At 51.0% G+C, this 17,536-nt stretch carries 17 protein-coding genes; 15 read left to right on the top strand and 2 right to left on the bottom strand.

Annotation, left to right across the window (positions count from 1 at the left end):
• The first annotated feature begins 161 nt into the window (after positions 1-161).
• Complete coding sequence (aac(3)-IId, locus tag OOJ59_RS24610) at positions 162-1,022, top strand: aminoglycoside N-acetyltransferase AAC(3)-IId (RefSeq protein ID WP_000557454.1); 861 nt, start codon at positions 162-164, stop codon at positions 1,020-1,022.
• A 12-nt stretch (positions 1,023-1,034) separates the two neighbouring features.
• A complete protein-coding gene (locus OOJ59_RS24605) occupies positions 1,035-1,577 on the top strand; it encodes an AAA family ATPase (protein ID WP_000587837.1) in 543 nt (180 codons plus the stop codon).
• Positions 1,578-2,058: 481 nt separating this feature from the next.
• On the opposite strand, the gene OOJ59_RS24600 is transcribed toward OOJ59_RS24605, so the two are convergent.
• Complete coding sequence (locus tag OOJ59_RS24600) at positions 2,059-2,250, bottom strand: hypothetical protein (protein WP_000951934.1); 192 nt, start codon at positions 2,248-2,250, stop codon at positions 2,059-2,061.
• A gap of 23 nt (positions 2,251-2,273) precedes the next feature.
• Here OOJ59_RS24600 and OOJ59_RS24595 point away from each other — a divergent pair, with 23 nt between their 5' ends.
• From OOJ59_RS24595 to OOJ59_RS24570, 6 genes are all read left to right on the top strand, one after another.
• The gene (locus tag OOJ59_RS24595; RefSeq protein WP_000248278.1) at positions 2,274-2,501 is read left to right on the top strand and encodes a hypothetical protein; all 228 of its coding nucleotides are present in this window, start codon (positions 2,274-2,276) and stop codon (positions 2,499-2,501) included.
• Between the two features lie 50 nt (positions 2,502-2,551).
• Entirely contained in the window at positions 2,552-3,688 is a 1,137-nt protein-coding gene (locus tag OOJ59_RS24590) for a DUF3883 domain-containing protein (protein ID WP_000080861.1), read from the top strand.
• A gap of 114 nt (positions 3,689-3,802) precedes the next feature.
• Complete coding sequence (locus tag OOJ59_RS24585; RefSeq protein ID WP_000971921.1) at positions 3,803-5,173, top strand: IS1182-like element ISCfr1 family transposase; 1,371 nt, start codon at positions 3,803-3,805, stop codon at positions 5,171-5,173.
• 820 nt (positions 5,174-5,993) lie between these two features.
• Complete coding sequence (locus OOJ59_RS24580) at positions 5,994-6,854, top strand: broad-spectrum class A beta-lactamase TEM-1 (protein WP_000027057.1); 861 nt, start codon at positions 5,994-5,996, stop codon at positions 6,852-6,854.
• Between the two features lie 181 nt (positions 6,855-7,035).
• Positions 7,036-7,482: a thermonuclease family protein gene (locus OOJ59_RS24575; RefSeq protein ID WP_238784824.1), complete on the top strand. Its 447-nt coding sequence runs from the start codon at positions 7,036-7,038 to the stop codon at positions 7,480-7,482.
• A 324-nt stretch (positions 7,483-7,806) separates the two neighbouring features.
• Positions 7,807-8,091, top strand: a complete 285-nt coding sequence (locus OOJ59_RS24570) for a hypothetical protein (RefSeq protein ID WP_053389728.1) — start codon at positions 7,807-7,809, stop codon at positions 8,089-8,091.
• A 1,431-nt stretch (positions 8,092-9,522) separates the two neighbouring features.
• On the opposite strand, the gene repA is transcribed toward OOJ59_RS24570, so the two are convergent.
• Entirely contained in the window at positions 9,523-10,389 is an 867-nt protein-coding gene (gene repA / locus OOJ59_RS24565; protein ID WP_087879578.1) for a plasmid replication initiator RepA, read from the bottom strand.
• A gap of 759 nt (positions 10,390-11,148) precedes the next feature.
• Here repA and OOJ59_RS28295 point away from each other — a divergent pair.
• The 7 genes from OOJ59_RS28295 (at position 11,149) to pilN (ending at position 17,535) form a co-directional block, all read left to right on the top strand.
• Entirely contained in the window at positions 11,149-11,835 is a 687-nt protein-coding gene (locus OOJ59_RS28295) for a helix-turn-helix transcriptional regulator (protein ID WP_282100814.1), read from the top strand.
• Positions 11,836-12,286: 451 nt separating this feature from the next.
• A complete protein-coding gene (locus OOJ59_RS24560) occupies positions 12,287-12,547 on the top strand; it encodes a helix-turn-helix transcriptional regulator (RefSeq protein ID WP_048227622.1) in 261 nt (86 codons plus the stop codon).
• A 283-nt stretch (positions 12,548-12,830) separates the two neighbouring features.
• Positions 12,831-13,340 (top strand): transcription termination/antitermination NusG family protein, encoded by a 510-nt coding sequence (locus tag OOJ59_RS24555; RefSeq protein ID WP_048227623.1) that lies wholly within the window; start codon positions 12,831-12,833, stop codon positions 13,338-13,340.
• Between the two features lie 239 nt (positions 13,341-13,579).
• Positions 13,580-14,260 carry a hypothetical protein gene (locus OOJ59_RS24550; protein WP_048227624.1) on the top strand — a complete coding sequence of 227 codons (681 nt, stop codon included), beginning with the start codon at positions 13,580-13,582 and terminating at the stop codon, positions 14,258-14,260.
• 22 nt (positions 14,261-14,282) lie between these two features.
• The gene (locus tag OOJ59_RS24545) at positions 14,283-15,407 is read left to right on the top strand and encodes a TcpQ domain-containing protein (protein ID WP_053069305.1); all 1,125 of its coding nucleotides are present in this window, start codon (positions 14,283-14,285) and stop codon (positions 15,405-15,407) included.
• On the top strand, positions 15,404-15,844 hold the full coding sequence (gene pilM, locus OOJ59_RS24540; protein WP_234113460.1) for a type IV pilus biogenesis protein PilM: 441 nt from the start codon (positions 15,404-15,406) through the stop codon (positions 15,842-15,844). Before OOJ59_RS24545 ends, pilM begins: the two co-directional genes overlap by 4 nt.
• A 14-nt stretch (positions 15,845-15,858) precedes the next feature.
• Positions 15,859-17,535: a PilN family type IVB pilus formation outer membrane protein gene (pilN, locus tag OOJ59_RS24535; RefSeq protein ID WP_048227625.1), complete on the top strand. Its 1,677-nt coding sequence runs from the start codon at positions 15,859-15,861 to the stop codon at positions 17,533-17,535.
• Position 17,536: the final 1 nt, after the last annotated feature.

The raw sequence follows: 17,536 nt of genomic DNA, 5'->3' as shown, positions 1-17,536 counted from the left end.
ATATATACTTTAGATTGATTTAAAACTTCATTTTTAATTTAAAAGGATCTAGGTGAAGATCCTTTTTGATAATCTCATGACCAAAATCCCTTAACGTGAGTTTTCGTTCCACTGAGCGTCAGACCCCGTATAGTGTTTTGCAGTTTAGAGGAGATATCGCGATGCATACGCGGAAGGCAATAACGGAGGCGCTTCAAAAACTCGGAGTCCAAACCGGTGACCTCTTGATGGTGCATGCCTCACTTAAAGCGATTGGTCCGGTCGAAGGAGGAGCGGAGACGGTCGTTGCCGCGTTACGCTCCGCGGTTGGGCCGACTGGCACTGTGATGGGATACGCGTCGTGGGACCGATCACCCTACGAGGAGACTCTGAATGGCGCTCGGCTGGATGACGAAGCCCGCCGTACCTGGCTGCCGTTCGATCCCGCAACAGCCGGGACTTACCGTGGGTTCGGCCTGCTGAATCAATTTCTGGTTCAAGCCCCCGGCGCGCGGCGCAGCGCGCACCCCGATGCATCGATGGTCGCGGTTGGTCCGCTGGCTGAAACGCTGACGGAGCCTCACGAACTCGGTCACGCCTTGGGGGAAGGATCGCCCGTCGAGCGGTTCGTTCGCCTTGGCGGGAAGGCCCTGCTGTTGGGTGCGCCGCTAAACTCCGTTACCGCATTGCACTACGCCGAGGCGGTTGCCGATATCCCCAACAAACGGTGGGTGACGTATGAGATGCCGATGCTTGGAAGAGACGGTGAAGTCGCCTGGAAAACGGCATCGGATTACGATTCAAACGGCATTCTCGATTGCTTTGCTATCGAAGGAAAGCCGGATGCGGTTGAAACTATAGCAAATGCTTACGTGAAGCTCGGTCGCCATCGAGAAGGTGTCGTGGGCTTTGCTCAGTGCTACCTGTTCGACGCGCAGGACATCGTGACGTTCGGCGTCACCTATCTTGAGAAGCATTTCGGAACCACTCCGATCGTGCCTCCGCACGAGGCCGTCGAGCGCTCTTGCGAGCCTTCAGGTTAGAGGCCGTCGACAATGATAATCTGGATCAACGGACCTTTCGGCGCCGGAAAGACGACGCTCGCTAAGCGGCTGCGCGATCGGCGTTCCAAATCGCTGATCTTTGACCCCGAGGAAATCGGGTTCGTGGTGAAAGAAACGGTCCCCATGCCAGCGAGCGGAGACTATCAGGATCTCCCCTTGTGGAGGGGACTTACGATCGCGGCGGTCAGGGAGATTCGAAGGAATTACTCGCAGGACATCATCATCCCAATGACGCTCGTGCACCCGGACTATCTGACTGAGATACTCGACGGGGTAAGGCGGATCGACGATCAGCTGCTGCACATCTTTCTGACGCTCAACGAGGACCTATTGCGTCACCGGATCGCGAACCAGACCATGCATCCTGACCCGAATCGAAATGCGGAGATTCGAGAGTGGCGATTAGCGAATGTCGCCCGATGCTTGGCCGCAAGGGAACGGCTTCCATGCACAACCCGTGTTCTCGATAGTGGTGCACACACCAGCGATGAACTCGCAGCGATGGTGCTCGACGGAATCGATGGGCGCACCTGATCGCCTTCGACGCCTGCGCAAAGCGTAGCGCGAGGGTGGCGGGCTCACGACCAAACGCCCAGAGGTCGATCATCGCAGGGATGTTTGGCTTTGTGGTGCGGACGACGGGACTCGAACCCGTACTCTCACAGAGAAGCAGATTTTCGTACCACCTCGACTTTCGCCGCCGTCTGATGACGTTCGTGGTCTGGACTGTCCCTTCGCCATTGCCCGAAGGCTTTAGGCGCCGCCCGTCCAGTCTCTACACCTTCCCCCGAAGGGGCTTGGCTCGGGATTGGCTTAGGGTATTGCCCGTTAGCGTTCCCCGACTTTGAGCGGTTCTACTCCGCGGATTTCCCCGCGGGCACTCCAATTTTAAAGTCTGCTGCGTCTACCGATTTCGCCACGTCCGCCTTTTTTCGCCGTTCCTAGCGCTCGTGCGATGCACCTATGTTGCACCTAGCGCCGAATCGTTCTTCGTCATCCTGAAAAACCACGTCTCCTAAAGCCTTGCATAGCTTATCTTTTCTCCACCACGAACTTTTTTGTGGGATGGTAGAAAAAAAGACTTTTTAAGTCCGCTGGCTTGCCAGGCCTTGTTAGCTTGTACGGTCATGGTTATCGGGTAAAGAATATTGACGGCATCGCTGGTGTCGGTGGCTGAAAAGCCGGCTCCCATCAGGGCAATAGCCATTTCAGATGCAGGCGTACAGGGCAATGGTCAACAGCTACAGCCTGTCTGACGATTCCGGCGTCATGGCTGCGGCGGCTATCACGCATTTTTTGTTCGGTCAGGCGGTGTTTTCGTACCTCAATGGTTGGAGCGTGTTGATCGGACCTGGTACAGGTTTGGACAGCACGGGCTGCAAATACGCAAGGGATTTAATGGGCCTGGTGGCGTTCACGGCTTTTATCGTGACGTTTCTGTTCAGGGGCTACTCATAATCTCGTGGCTCGGCGGTTCCCGGCACACCATGACAGTAAGGAAGGACCCTGTGTCTCAACTCTCCCAGCTTCGAAGCCCCGCCGCCGTGCAGGCTGCCATCGATGAGTTCGTGCAACTGGGCCGCACGAAATTCCTGGCGCGCCACGGCTACGGCAAGTCCCGCGACTTCCTGGTACGTGATCCGAAGACCGGCACCGATTGCGATTCCAAGGCCATCGCCGGTGTGGCCTTCGGCAAGCAATTTCCCGAGCAGGGCCCGCTCACTGCTGACAGCTTCTCCGGTGGCGAGACGACCGTCGTTCCGGCGCTGACGCGGCTCGGGTTTCGCATCATTCGCATCGGCGAAGACTGGTCCGAAGAAGAGGTCCTGGCCACGGTCGAAGACTATTTCGACATGCTGCGTGCCGAGGCGGCTGGGGAGCCGTACCACAAGTCCGAGCACAACCAGGCACTGCGCCAACTGCTGAACGGTCGCAGCAAGTCTTCAGTCGAGCTCAAGCACCAGAACATTAGCGCCGTACTCGATGCCCTGGGCCTGCCCTATATCAACGGCTACAAGCCACGCGGCAACAGCCAACTGCTGCTGCGTAAATCCGTACACGCCTACGTTCTGGAACATCAGCAGACGGTCGGCGCTCTTGTCGATGCCCTGGAGGAGGTAAAACTTCCGGGTGACAAAACCTACCGAGCGGCTTTGGTAGAACCACCCGCCCGTGAAGTGCTTGTGCGTACCCCGGCATCTCTACGGCAACGCCTACCGCGAAAGTTCGATTATGCCGCTCGCGATGAAGCCAACCGCAAGCTGGGCCGGGCAGGGGAGCAGTGGGTGATTGGCTACGAACAGCAACGCCTGACCGAGCTCGGCCACCCAGAGCTTTTTCAGCGGCTGGATTGGGTGTCCGACACCCAGGGAGACGGTGCGGGGTTCGACATCCTGTCGTTCGAAGAGGACGCCCATGAGCGCTTCATCGAGGTGAAAACCACCAATGGCGGGGTAGGCTCGTCTTTCTTGGTCAGCCACAACGAACTCGAATTCTCCAAGGAGGCGGGCGATCAATTCCATCTGTATCGCGTGTTCCAGTTTCGGGACGGTCCGCGCCTGTTCACGCTACCCGGCGACCTCAGCCAACATGTGCATCTCAAGCCGACGGACTACCGGGCGAGTTTCCGGAGTTTGGTGGGGTAAAGGCAGGGTTCTGTTGAGCCGAATGGCTGTGTGCGGCCGATTCTGTTGAAAAAGTAGCGGCCTCCCCATGCCGTTGGCAAAATTGCTTTGTCAGCGAGCGTGGGGGCGAACAGCATGATGGGACAGTTACCGGGAGGACAGCAGCGCCTGTTCTACTCGTTCAATCTGGAAGATCACGTCCCGGCCCAACATCTCCTGCGCAGCATCGACCAGTGCTTGGATCTCAGTGATCTACGTGCCTACCTGGCAGATTTCTATAGCCCCATCGGGCGTCCCTCGATTGACCCGGAGTTGATGGTGCGCATGCTGGTCGTCGGCTACTGCTATGGCATTCGTTCCGAGCGGCGATTGTGCGAAGAGGTGCACCTGAACCTGGCCTATCGCTGGTTCTGCCGGTTGGGTCTGGAAGACGAAGTCCCCAATCACTCGACCTTCTCGAAGAATCGCCATGGGCGTTTTCGTGACAGCGATCTATTCCGCTGGTTATTCAATGAGGTGCTGCGGCGCTGCATGGCAGCCGGCCTAGTCAAGGGTGAAGGTTTCGCCGTCGACGCCAGCATCATTAAGGCGGATGCCAGCCGGCAACGTGGGGTGGCGGGAGATGAGGTCGATTGGAACGATCCAAAGCTCAGCAGCCGCGCAGTGCGCGAGTACCTCGAAGCCCTTGATGAAGAGGCGCTGGCTGAGGCTCTTCCCAAGAAAATTTCGCTCACTGATCCTCAGTCCCGTTGGACAGCAGCGCCAGGTGGCCCGGCCTTTTTTGCCTACTCCACGAATTACCTGATCGACACTGAGCACGGTGTGATCATGGACGTGGAAGCTACCCCGGCGCACCGTACCGCCGAAGTCGATTCGACTAGGACGATGGTCGAGCGTGTCGAGGCGCAGTTCGATCTCACACCGGAACGCCTTATCGGCGATACCGCTTATGGCACCGCCCCGATGCTGGCCTGGATGGTCGAAGAAAAGGACATCGAACCGCATGTGCCGGTGTGGGACAAGACCGAGCGCAAGGACGACAGCCTCTCCAGTAACGACTTTCACTGGAGTCAGGACGCCAATGAATATCGCTGCCCAGCCGGCAAACCGCTACGCAGTGAATGGCGCGCCTTCACCCAGCAAAGGTCGCGGGTAACTAAGGCCAAAACCGTCATTTACCGCTCCAGCCAAACCGACTGCGCCACCTGCCCGTTGAAAGCGAAATGCTGCCCCAACACGCCGAATCGGAAGATCGTCCGCAGCATCCATGAGGCTGCCCGCGACGTGGCTCGACGCATCGCCAAGACACCGGAGTACCTCGTCTCTCGCTGCGAACGAAAGAAGGTGGAGATGCTTTTCGCCCACCTCAAACGGATCATGAAACTCGACCGTTTACGACTGCGTGGCCTAACGGGTGCCACTGACGAATTCACCTTGGCTGCGATGGTGCAGAACCTGCGCCGCATGGCCAAGCTTTTGCCTCAAGGGCCACCGCTGACGGGATAGGTATGCCTGCTACGAGCAGAAACCCTCAAATTAACCCTTAAACCTGAGCAAGGACGCTCAGTGAAACGCCGGAAGGCAACTTGAAGTGGCTTGCAGCCACTTCGACAGCAGGCACACCTGATCGGCAGGCTGCCGCTAAAGCTACTTTTTCAACAGAATCGGCCGATTTGTGCCGGTCGTCAAGGACCGCTTCGGATCACTCTCAACCGGATCGCGGGCCAGCTGATTTGCTAAAACCCGCGCCAAACTCAACGAAGGATTTCGCATGATCCGTTTTTTTTGGCGATCACGCTCGGCCTGATGGTTGGCTGCTCGTCGAGTTCAAGTTCGATCTGATCAGTGAGCGGTAGCGCAAGTGGATCGCCTCAGCCAAGCAGCGTTGTTGCCGGCGGCCGGAAGAAAGCCTTGAACTAGTAGCGGAAAGGATGAAACTTTATTTTTACGATTCTCAGCATTTTCCAAGGTTGAGCGAAAATTAGGATGATACTTTAATGATTCCGGCCTCCATCCCCACAAAACGCTTGCAGATGGCAGAATTGAAATAAGTCATTGTTTTAAATGGATTTTTGCAGGAATTGCTACGTTGCAGGGTCCTGTAGTTAGGATGACACTTTATTTTCCTCCCACAGGCCTCGTGATACGCCTATTTTTATAGGTTAATGTCATGATAATAATGGTTTCTTAGACGTCAGGTGGCACTTTTCGGGGAAATGTGCGCGGAACCCCTATTTGTTTATTTTTCTAAATACATTCAAATATGTATCCGCTCATGAGACAATAACCCTGGTAAATGCTTCAATAATATTGAAAAAGGAAGAGTATGAGTATTCAACATTTTCGTGTCGCCCTTATTCCCTTTTTTGCGGCATTTTGCCTTCCTGTTTTTGCTCACCCAGAAACGCTGGTGAAAGTAAAAGATGCTGAAGATCAGTTGGGTGCACGAGTGGGTTACATCGAACTGGATCTCAACAGCGGTAAGATCCTTGAGAGTTTTCGCCCCGAAGAACGTTTTCCAATGATGAGCACTTTTAAAGTTCTGCTATGTGGTGCGGTATTATCCCGTGTTGACGCCGGGCAAGAGCAACTCGGTCGCCGCATACACTATTCTCAGAATGACTTGGTTGAGTACTCACCAGTCACAGAAAAGCATCTTACGGATGGCATGACAGTAAGAGAATTATGCAGTGCTGCCATAACCATGAGTGATAACACTGCTGCCAACTTACTTCTGACAACGATCGGAGGACCGAAGGAGCTAACCGCTTTTTTGCACAACATGGGGGATCATGTAACTCGCCTTGATCGTTGGGAACCGGAGCTGAATGAAGCCATACCAAACGACGAGCGTGACACCACGATGCCTGCAGCAATGGCAACAACGTTGCGCAAACTATTAACTGGCGAACTACTTACTCTAGCTTCCCGGCAACAATTAATAGACTGGATGGAGGCGGATAAAGTTGCAGGACCACTTCTGCGCTCGGCCCTTCCGGCTGGCTGGTTTATTGCTGATAAATCTGGAGCCGGTGAGCGTGGGTCTCGCGGTATCATTGCAGCACTGGGGCCAGATGGTAAGCCCTCCCGTATCGTAGTTATCTACACGACGGGGAGTCAGGCAACTATGGATGAACGAAATAGACAGATCGCTGAGATAGGTGCCTCACTGATTAAGCATTGGTAACTGTCAGACCAAGTTTACTCATATATACTTTAGATTGATTTAAAACTTCATTTTTAATTTAAAAGGATCTAGGTGAAGATCCTTTTTGATAATCTCATGACCAAAATCCCTTAACGTGAGTTTTCGTTCCACTGAGCGTCAGACCCCTATATGCATGATCCGCCTGTTATGTTCAATAGTTATGATCGTTCTGACGTTTTCTGCCAGCGCGGATGTCAGCGGCAGGGTTGTGCGCGTGCTGGATGGAGATACCGTTGAGATTCTTGAAACAGGGAACAGAGTGACCCGTGTTCGTCTGGCCGGCATTGATGCACCCGAAAAGAGCCAGCCCTTTGGCCAGCGCTCCCGTCAGGCTCTTTCATCGATGGTGGCGCAGCGAACCGTAACCGTCACGGGAGGAGATACGGATCGTTATGGACGGCTATTGGGTACGGTGTGGCTTGACGCTAAGGACGTGAATGCCGAACAGATCCGTAAGGGACTGGCCTGGGCGTACCGATATCACGGAAAACCCATCAAACCTGACTACGCTGCCCTCGAAGACGAAGCCAGACGTCTGGCAATCGGACTCTGGTCAGCCCCCGACCAGACAGAACCCTGGCGTTGGCGGAAGCAACATCAGGGATAAGGCTCTCTCAATGACGCCCTGAATCCGAACGTTGCCGACAGCAGGGGAAACCGATTACCTGTGCCTGTGTGAAAATGCCTGCATCCTGTGCTACGAGTTCTCACGATGCCAGGCGGCCGATTTGACTGCCAGTGCCAGTGCGCGTCCTTCTCCTTTCTTTTCCTGTTATACATAGCAACACGCAGATATATATTGACGGAAATAAAATGCACTTAAGTTAAAACTAATGGACATATCAGAACATAACCTATAAATTTATATATGTGCAGTAGAAACAAGTCTAATTAAATATATATCATTAACAATTTCCTCAGGAGTTCTAAAATGAATAAGAAGAGTGACAGAACCTTTCCTAAACCATTTTATTTTGCAGTCCTGTATGTAATAACGTTTTCCTTTTCTTACGCATGTTTATCTGAAATTCAACTAATTGTGTCAAATAATAATTCGCAAATTGATGCGGTGTGGCCATTAAACTGGATTACAGATCCGAACCAACGCATCTATGGTGCAGCTTTTTTAGGAGTGCTTATCTGCTGGGTTATTAATATTGTTTTCAACAAAGTTATTTTTACAAAGTATAAGAATTCGAGAAAACAATCCATCTGAAGCCCATACCTTTTAGGGATGGCGGACGCTTGTTCGCCACCTGAGCTATGCCACACGTTGTACTCCCTCAAAACCCTATCCCAAACTTTCCCTCGTTCAGCGCGTAGTTCTTTTCCTCATCATCCAGTACTCTGAGAGGAACTTTGTTTAGTTTGCACATGATACCCCCCATTTTGGTGGTTTGAACGTAAGATTACGGGTATTGATACCTTATTCAACTATTACTTTTATCCAGCTATTTGATACATAGTCGATACCGTTAATAATATCCACTGCATCGGTATCACATATTACTGTAGTTGTCCCGTAAAAAACACTAACCCATAAATATCACCCCTGAATATTTACGCTACAAACAGCTATTACTTTGTTGTCTTGTTGACGAGGTCTTTTGTACACATGCTGTCGAACGCTAAAATTTATGCTCAACGGAAATTTCGGCAGTTCCAGCGGCTACCGGTATAAACGGAGAATAATTATGCCGCGTGGCGGCATAAAGGCGCCAACAGATGTTAAATATTACACTGAAAGTGAGTGGCGCCGTTGCCCGGCGTAGCCGGTTACAGTTCTGATAGGTTCCACCAATCCATCCCTTCCCCCTGTTAAGCCATAATCCGCAAACAGGCTGTACAGAAAGCTATGTGCGCCGTCGGAGTGGTCACGACAAGGCTTAGCCGCAGTCGGGGCGTATCTCCGCGTTAGCGGGCCGTTAGGACCGCTTACGGGCGTGTTATCCTGGACCTGTCGACAGTATAAATTAAAGCGGCTCAGAATCTAGTTACAACATCCATCATTAAAAGCGATGTCTTCCGGCCCTTTGGGCCGGGTGGCGGCGCTTTTCAGTGGTGAGTTTGTGTGAGGAGTTGAAGATTTGGAAGGTCAGTTACCAGATGTTGGCAGTTTATAAAGTTTTGCACCCTGCCCGCCATTTTTGGCGGGAGCTACTTTAAGGCGCAAAGCGCCTGAACCGAACCGGCGCGGACAGCGTCCGCTGCAAGGGCGGGCGTTATACACATGTCCACAGGACAGGTGCTGAATAGGTTTTATTTTTAAAAGTAAGTAATAACTGAAGTTTAAAAGAAAGAAGATCGGGTGTTTAAAAGGATCATCGTAGTTTGTAAAAAAACCATTTAGTGGTTTGAACGATATCCTTCCAGTGGATTGAAGCAATACCCTCTTGTAGTTTGTGTGGATAAGTAGAAGAACAACGAAAAGCGGCGAAACATTGGGCGATCGGTCACAGAAATGTGTGACCAACAAAGGTCGGATTTTGTTTAAGTTTATTCACTCTGAGAGCTACCGGACGAGTTTGTCATTCAGAGACATAAAACAGGGACTCGAATAGGTGAAAACGGCAATACAAGCTGGAAAGCAGGCAGGCGTATACCGGCACCAGGGCACCAGGTCATATAGATTGTGTATTAGCAGGCGTTAAGTTGTGACGAGCAAGGCATCACCGAGTCGAGCATAATGGCCACGCGAGAGCTTCATTCGCTCAGTGACCCGACGTTCTATCTCGTCGCGCACCGAATCAAGAGTACCGAAGAAGCGGCCCTTACTGATTTCTTTCTGGAGCTGCAGACGAACCAGTTGCTCAATCTCTTTACGCGTTCGGGGAGCATCCTTACGCGCCCTGTGCCGTTTCATGCCGTGTTCATAACGTGACTTATGATACTGTCGGAAGCGTTCACGCACGAATGACCAGGCCGCACTGATAAGTTCATCAGCACCGGCGCGGGGTAGCCCTTTCTTCTCACGCTGCTTGTTCTCCCACTCGATACGGCTGCGACGGGCTGCAGCAACGGCTTCCTCAGACACCCCCAGTACCTGCCACATCAGAGGCGTGAAAGTTATGTCTGTGGGGATATTGCAGCCAATTTCTTTGTCGTATTCGGTGTTATAGGTAATGAGATTGAGCTGAGCGAGAAACTTCAGAGCCCCCGTCAGGCGGGTGATCGACAGACGTTTTTTTTCCGTGGCCAGCCCGCAGCGAATGCTCATGGTAGTAAGCGATGAACCAACGCGATTAGCCAGGGGATTAAAATAATGGCACATTGCCTGAACAGCTGCTTCCAGAGCCCGTATGCGCAACACTGGAGGGCGCTTTTTGCGCTCACCACGGGCGATCAGCATAGCAACCAGAGCCTGAAACTCTGCACGCTGAGTGAAGCCAACAGCTTTCTCGCGAATTTTTTCACAGAATGGCAGAGTTTTCTTTCCCTTTTCAGGAATGAACACTGGATTCGGATTTTTTACCTGGCGGTAAAGTGTAGTAGCTTCAGAATTCTGCTTACTCACTACTTCCTGCGCTTATGTTGCACAGAAGGAGTAAGCACGGAATCTCTTGTCTTTTTTCGCGCACGGGTTATACTCCCATACAGAAGCAACAACTTCTGCATGATTTGTTAAGGACCCCGTTAATCTCGCGATGCCGCCAAGTATCTAAGATTATCGGGGTTTTTGCTTTTCTGGGCTTAGTTAACTAACCTGCCAGAACCTGTCACCTTCTAAGGCGTGACAACCTAATAAATTCATTTATAACAATAAGTTCACCGACTTTATCACCACAACAATGCAGGATCAATTTTTAGGATCTCTCCAGCACCAGGATTAAGCTTCACTTCTGGAACGATGCGCTTCTGCGTCTCGTTTTAAGCTCTCGAAAAGCTCTAGTGGTACAAGATAAAACGCCGGCGCGCTACGATTCAGAATAGCAATAGCATCACCCTCTGCTGACTCGACAGTCCCTAACGGATCCCTTTTGAACTCCGTGATACCAGCGACTTTCGTGCAATGTATCGGATGTGCCATAACTCCTCCTGGTTTACAGATAGCACCTACGAATTATTGTATCGTAGCATACAATCAGACACTTAAAAGCATCATTAACTAATATTATGATCGCTGATCAAACTCAGTTAAGTGTAGTTTTACATGATATAGTACATCCACACACAGAATATACCTCTAAAATTCAAATAGATACGGCCATTAGCGGATGATGTCTAAAATCATTTCTTCAAAAAAAAATTCCAACTTGCTCCTCAGGTCTTAAACCTGATTTCCAACAGCAGGGAACCTATGACAATCAAGAATGGTAGCCTGCAGTATGTAGCAGTAAACCAAGCCTTTCTTAGGTTATTAAAACTCCCTTATGATTATCCTATTGTAGGTAAAACATTAGACCAACTTCCTACATCCTTAGCTTACCTTTCACAGCGAATACACAATCAGGAAGAACTTGTTATGGAGCATGAAGACCAGTTCTCTTCAATCGTTACGCATCCAATAGGTGAGAGCAACTCTATACATGCTTTGTACTTCGAGTCCCGGCCCTATTATGACGATGAAGGGATCTGTTCCGGTACTATGCTTCAGGTAAGACCTGTTGATATTTTTGGACCAGATAGCTTACTGTCGGGAGACGTTCCCAAATCGTTGGTATATAGGGTACCGTCCGAGATATTTACTAATGCTGAATGGGAAGTCATTTTTTTAATATCTCTTAAATACAGCAGGAAAATTATGTCTCGGATATTAGGGACTTCTTTAAAAGCGGTAGAACACAGAATCAGCAGATGTCTGCAGAAAACCGGGACCGCGTCAGGGGCCGAGCTAATAGAAGTTTGCAAGAAGAATAACTGGGATGCCTATATCCCCCCTCGATTTTTAAAGCCGAGATTTCGATTATTCAGAGCTGATCCTGATGCGTATCTAGTTGACTCATCACTAAGCAAACAGTAGTCTTCAACAGTCATAGTAAATCCTGTGACCGGGCGTGAGAACCCGTATCTACACGTGCACATAGACACGCATAGCGTGTTTTTTTGTGTACTGAACCAGCACATCTGTGTAATGGCGGTTCAGGTAGGGCAACCGTAAGGTTGGCCGGTACCGTGTAGGCCGGTTTCTCACCCCTGCCTGGGCTGCCACCAGAGCGTGAGAACTCCGTGGTAGCCGATATCATATCTACACGGGAGCTTCATCTACAATGCTCAAGAACTTATCAAAGAATTCTCAATCCCCCTTAGCAAATAAACTTGGCTTTCAATGCCTTGTAGCTGATGTGTTCTCTAAACAGAACGCCCTAATCCATACCACATATCACAACATGTTCAATGGGGTTTCTCCCCATTAAGGGAGATGCATTTTACGCGTAAATTTATTACGTACTGATTTGCCAGGGGACTTCACAATGATTAATGAGAACACTATTAACGCCCTGCATAGCGTTTTTCCTGAACTTTCCAAAAAACAGTTAGAAATTGTGACTCTGTATGCACACGGAAATACATATGAATCCATTGCTGACATTTGCAATATCTCTGTTGAAACGGTCCGATCACATCTTAAGCGAAGCACTAAGGCTCTGAACTTAAAAAGCAACGATGCAATGCGGGCAGTAATATTGTCACGCTCATATTTTTTTATGATTTCATTGATGATCACAAATTAATCAAAAAATGCACCCCTTAAGGGTGCATTTTTAAGACTTGGACTATTTACACTTTACTTTGGTTTACTGGGATAGAATTATACGCGCAGACCTTTAAGTATTGCCGCCAATTTTACTTGAGGGTCTACCCTACAAGAGCATTCTGAGCTATGAGACCCCCAATACAGCAGGCAAACTTAAGTGTTTGTTAGTAAGACTGTTAGTCGTCATGGTTGAGTATGTTCGTCCCCGTTGAACATTGAATTATCCCGTCATGGATCAATTCTGCGCGAAGCGTTCAAAAATGAATATTGAGACTGTATGTAACCAACAATGGTATCTTGCTCTCTATATTACGGGGGGCAAAAATCGCGAGAAATTATTCGGCTGGCTACACGACAGGAGAATTACTCCCTGGACGCCATTATCCTTAACGAAAATACGTCGTGCTGATGCACCGCATGTTTTCAGAAAAAGGGTATCTGCAGTTTTTCCTGGATATTTTTTCCTAAAAGCCAATTTTGATGTTCAAAAGATAGATACTATTAGGGCGCACTCAGCCTTCTGCGATTTTGTGAAGTTCGGTAGCCAAATCACCCCAGTGAACACAAGGGTGGTTGAAGCATTAATGAAAAAATATCCCGACCCTACCCATCACCCTGCAGCAAGGGATGAACTGGAAGTTGCATCAAATATTTGGCTTACAAAAAGTCAGTACAAACGCCTGACACAGCTAGAAAAAATGGAACACCCAATATCCAGGACAGCGATGTTGTTCGATATGATCACCCATGCTGATGCATGGGGGTTTTGAAATGTAATTTACCGTAGCCTCTTAAACTGGCCTTAACCAGTTATCACTCCATCCCTTTTAGTTTCCCCCGTCTATGGGGGCTTTTTTTTGCACCGTTTTCCGGCAATGACGTCTGGGCTGGTCCTACCCGATGAACAACCTCTGTTCCTTTAACCAGCCAGCACTCAGGCTTCCTTCATTCTGGCGGAATGAAGGTACAGACGTCATTGCCAGAAACCGGAACCTAAGAGAGACAAACCATGCAATCCACCCAGGAACAGGTCAGCCATCTCTTGTGGTGCATTCTCGTTGCCTTACGTACGGCAGTCGAAAACCATCACATAACCTCAGAGCGTGGCAAACGTAGATTCATCACTGAATGGTTAAGCGGAGCAAGAAGAATACCGACATTCAAAGGAATGGGAAGCGAGTTCATGACTATCCGGCAGTTACTCGAAACCGAAAAAAAACGCTCCATTGATGCCGTACTGACTACGCTCTGGACGAACTCTGTATCAACCGGGAACTGCGATCTTTTTCGATTCCGGGCAGTACTTAATTCACTTCTAGGACTTGGTTGGAAACACTGCCTCTGCCCCTGGCCTGAACAAGTTGTCACCGAAATCATGGAGCGCCAGCGCACTCGGAAGAATCACATCCTGCAGCTCACTCGTATGGAAGAAGCATTTACCGCAACAGGCTCAATGATTTCACCTGTCACATTTCAACTCCTGCTGAAAAAAAACGAGGACGAAGAAGTTGAAAAGTCTTTCTATCTCGATCGTTTCTCTGTTGTTCGAGGCCGGGACACTTCGTTGTCTAAAGCTACTTTACGCACTCTCTATATCGGACATAGTACCCTGCCGGAAACCGCATGGGGAGCATGGGGAGATCGAGAAAATGTCGGCAGCGGTAATCTCTGGCGGCCAGACCTTCACTGACCGATAACAAAAGGAACAAACCATGAAGTTTCGACCATTCACCCGGGACGTCAGCGTGCATAAAATTGCCCTGCCCCTGTTAATACCGTCACTGTTGAGCAGCTGCACGGGATTTCAAAACCGTAATGTCGCACCAGACACCCCTGCACTCGTGTTTGTAGACGGTCAGATCAGCGACAGCGCTGATATAATCAAACAAACACAACGACGGATAGCGCCTCCGGCCGCTACACCTGTTCCCGTACGACAGTCGGCAACTGCAGCGCAGTTATCGAAGACCTCGCCTTTACCTCAACCAACAATGCTGGCTTCCTCCACAAGTAAATCCAGCGCACCTGGTTCAGTCGCGAACCCATCACTGTCAACACTTACATTTATCGGCACACCGGGTCCCGTTGAAGTTCTGTCATTATCACCGGCGCGCAACCTCACACTCGAACAGTGGGTCAAACGTATCATTCCCACTGGCTGGGCACTCAACTACGAGAATGCACTGCGCCCTGTCCTGAATACCCGTATCGTCTCGGTATACACCAATGACCAGTGGACTAGGGTGCTCAACCGTTTGCTGGAAGAGCAATCAATCCAGGCGCAGGTGGACTGGAATCGTCATGCCGTCACACTGCAGCGAAAGGGTCAATCTGCTCAGTTAAAAACCTCTGCGTCGTCCACTGAAAACCGAACAACTCCTGCCCAGGCAGCCGGCGTACCGAAAAACCCATTCAGCGGCCCGGATTCAGCCCAACCAGTAGCGCAGGCAACTGTTAAATCTCCGGCCCCTGTAACGACAAAATCGGCGCAGACACCGGTAGCGGTGAAACCGCAGCCAGTCACAGGACAACCGATCGCACCTGTGATTCAGGGCAAAACCTGGACGGCACCGGCTGGTACAACTCTGCGGGAAATGCTGATGAAATGGGCACAGGACACCCGCTGTGAATCTGGCGCTTCACCACACTGGACGGTTATATGGCCTGTCGCCGTGACGGATTATCGGCTTGATGCTCCGCTGACATTCCGCGGTTCATTTGAAACCATGCTCGGCCAAATGTTCGACCTTTACCGTACCGCACAGAAACCGCTTTATGCAGAAGCTTCCCGCATGCAGTGCGTGGTATCAGTCACAGACACTCCGGCAGGTCGATGATGGGCTGGGTCATACTGGCCATCGGTATGATATTTTTCCTTATCGCCGGTGATATAGATTCCCAGCGCAATCAGAACAGTCGGACAGCTATACAAACACAGAGCGGCCAGTTTTATGCATCCCAGTTCCTGACCATCGCTAATCGTGTTAATGACTGGCGTTACAAGACAGGTCAGAAGGAGGCCGCCATTCCAACCGATCAACTGGGTCTTCCCTTCACGCCCGACAGCCGAATCCAGTACCGGTTACTTCAGAGCAGATTGTGGATCTGGATGCCGGAACAACCTGGGCTCGTTGATGCATTACGGGCACAGAGTCGCGGTTCGGCACTTATCGGCACCATGAGAAGTGGCCAGCTAATCTGGCTCTCCGGTCTTGCAACCGGACTCACGGCACCACAGGGCGTTTCTGAAGGCGCCGTGGTTTACCTCAACTAATCCGGATTTTCCCCATGAAGAAAACCCTTTTGCGGCGCCTGCTGATGGCGTCCTGCTTTGCCATGCTCGCAGGCTGTACCTTCTCTGAAATCAACAAAATGCAGACGAAGGCTCAATCTGATGCCACGGTAGCCCGCGCGCAGGCGCAGCTGCCACGAACCCAACACCAACAACCACTGACCTGGACGGACCGGCAGTGGATTAACCCCAGCCCCATTCCTGTCGCCGTACGGGAAAGAAACCGCCAGGCTCCGTCCTGTAACATAACTCAGGCAAAAAAGAACATTACGCTGCAGGAACTGGCACAACGCATCACAGCTTTGTGCGGCACACCAGTCATATTTACTCCTGATGCCATTGATATCAGCCAGAGTAGCGTCAGCACCGGCGTCACACGCCAGATGAGTGGCTCACTCCCCCCCCCTGATGACAGTGGGCGGACACCACTGGCAAGCCTGGGTGGCGTAACCTCTCCGGCAACAGGCGGAACCAGCCAGCCCCTGAATCTCACCGGATTGATGTGGCAGGGCGATCTGGGCGGGCTTCTGGATCTGATGGCCAGCCGTAGCGGTCTCTACTGGCGAATGGATAATGGCACCATCGTTTTCTACCTGATGGAAACCCGGACCTATTCGTTGGCCATGCTGAATACCAAAACGTCCAGCACGTCGAGCGTCAGTTCAGGAACGACCAGCAGTATGGGGGCCACCAGTGGCACGGATAACTCCGCATCCGGGGAATCCACCACCTCCCAGAGCACAACTACCGGTCAGGAATACGATCTGTATGCTGATCTGCGCAAAGCTGTTGAGTCCATGCTGACTCCAAATAAAGGCCGCTACTGGCTGTCCTCGTCCAGCTCATCACTGATTGTGACGGATACACCTTCAGTACAGGCTGCCGTGGCCCGTTACGTGAACGAGCAGAATCTCATCATGAACCGGCAGGTAGCGCTGAATGTTGAAGTACTGAGCGTCGGTAATTCACGAAATGAAGATTTCCGGATTGACTGGAATCTGGTCTACAAGTCACTGCATTCAGCTGGCGCAACGCTTAATAACGCTACCGGGGATCTCTCTGGCGGTATATCTGCCGGCGCATCCATTCTTGATACCGCTACCGGTAATGCCGCGAAGTTTGCTGGCTCCAGCCTGCTGCTAAAAGCACTGTCCGAACAGGGTGATGTCAGCGTCGTCACCTCTCAGTCCAGCACCGTGACAAACCTGACGCCCGTGCCTATCCAGATGGCAGATCAGACGGTTTATGTGGCACAGTCGGCTACAACAACCACCACTGATGTTGGCGCCACCACAACTCTGACTCCGGGGATGATCACTACCGGGTTCAACATGACCCTCCTGCCGTTAATTCAGGAAACAGGTAATGTTCAGCTGCAGGTGAACTTCAATCTGTCTGATCCACCTACTATTCGTAACTTCACGTCAAAAGACGGCAACTCCTATATAGAGATGCCATATACCAAACTGCGCTCCCTGAGCCAGAAGGCAAACCTCCGGGCCGGGCAGTCGCTGATCCTCACCGGCTTTGATCAGAACAATACCTCCGTCAATAAGTCCGGTACCTTCACGCCAGGGAATCCGCTCCTGGGTGGAAGTCAGTCAGGTAAAAACGAGCGAACCACTTTGGTCATAGTGATCACGCCGACGTTCCCGCAGAACTCCGGAGGCTGAA

The sequence above is a fragment of the Citrobacter sp. W9 genome (assembly GCF_026719375.1).
GTDB classification, from domain to species: Bacteria; Pseudomonadota; Gammaproteobacteria; order Enterobacterales; family Enterobacteriaceae; genus Citrobacter; species Citrobacter werkmanii.
This window is presented reverse-complemented; position numbering and strand designations above follow the sequence as displayed.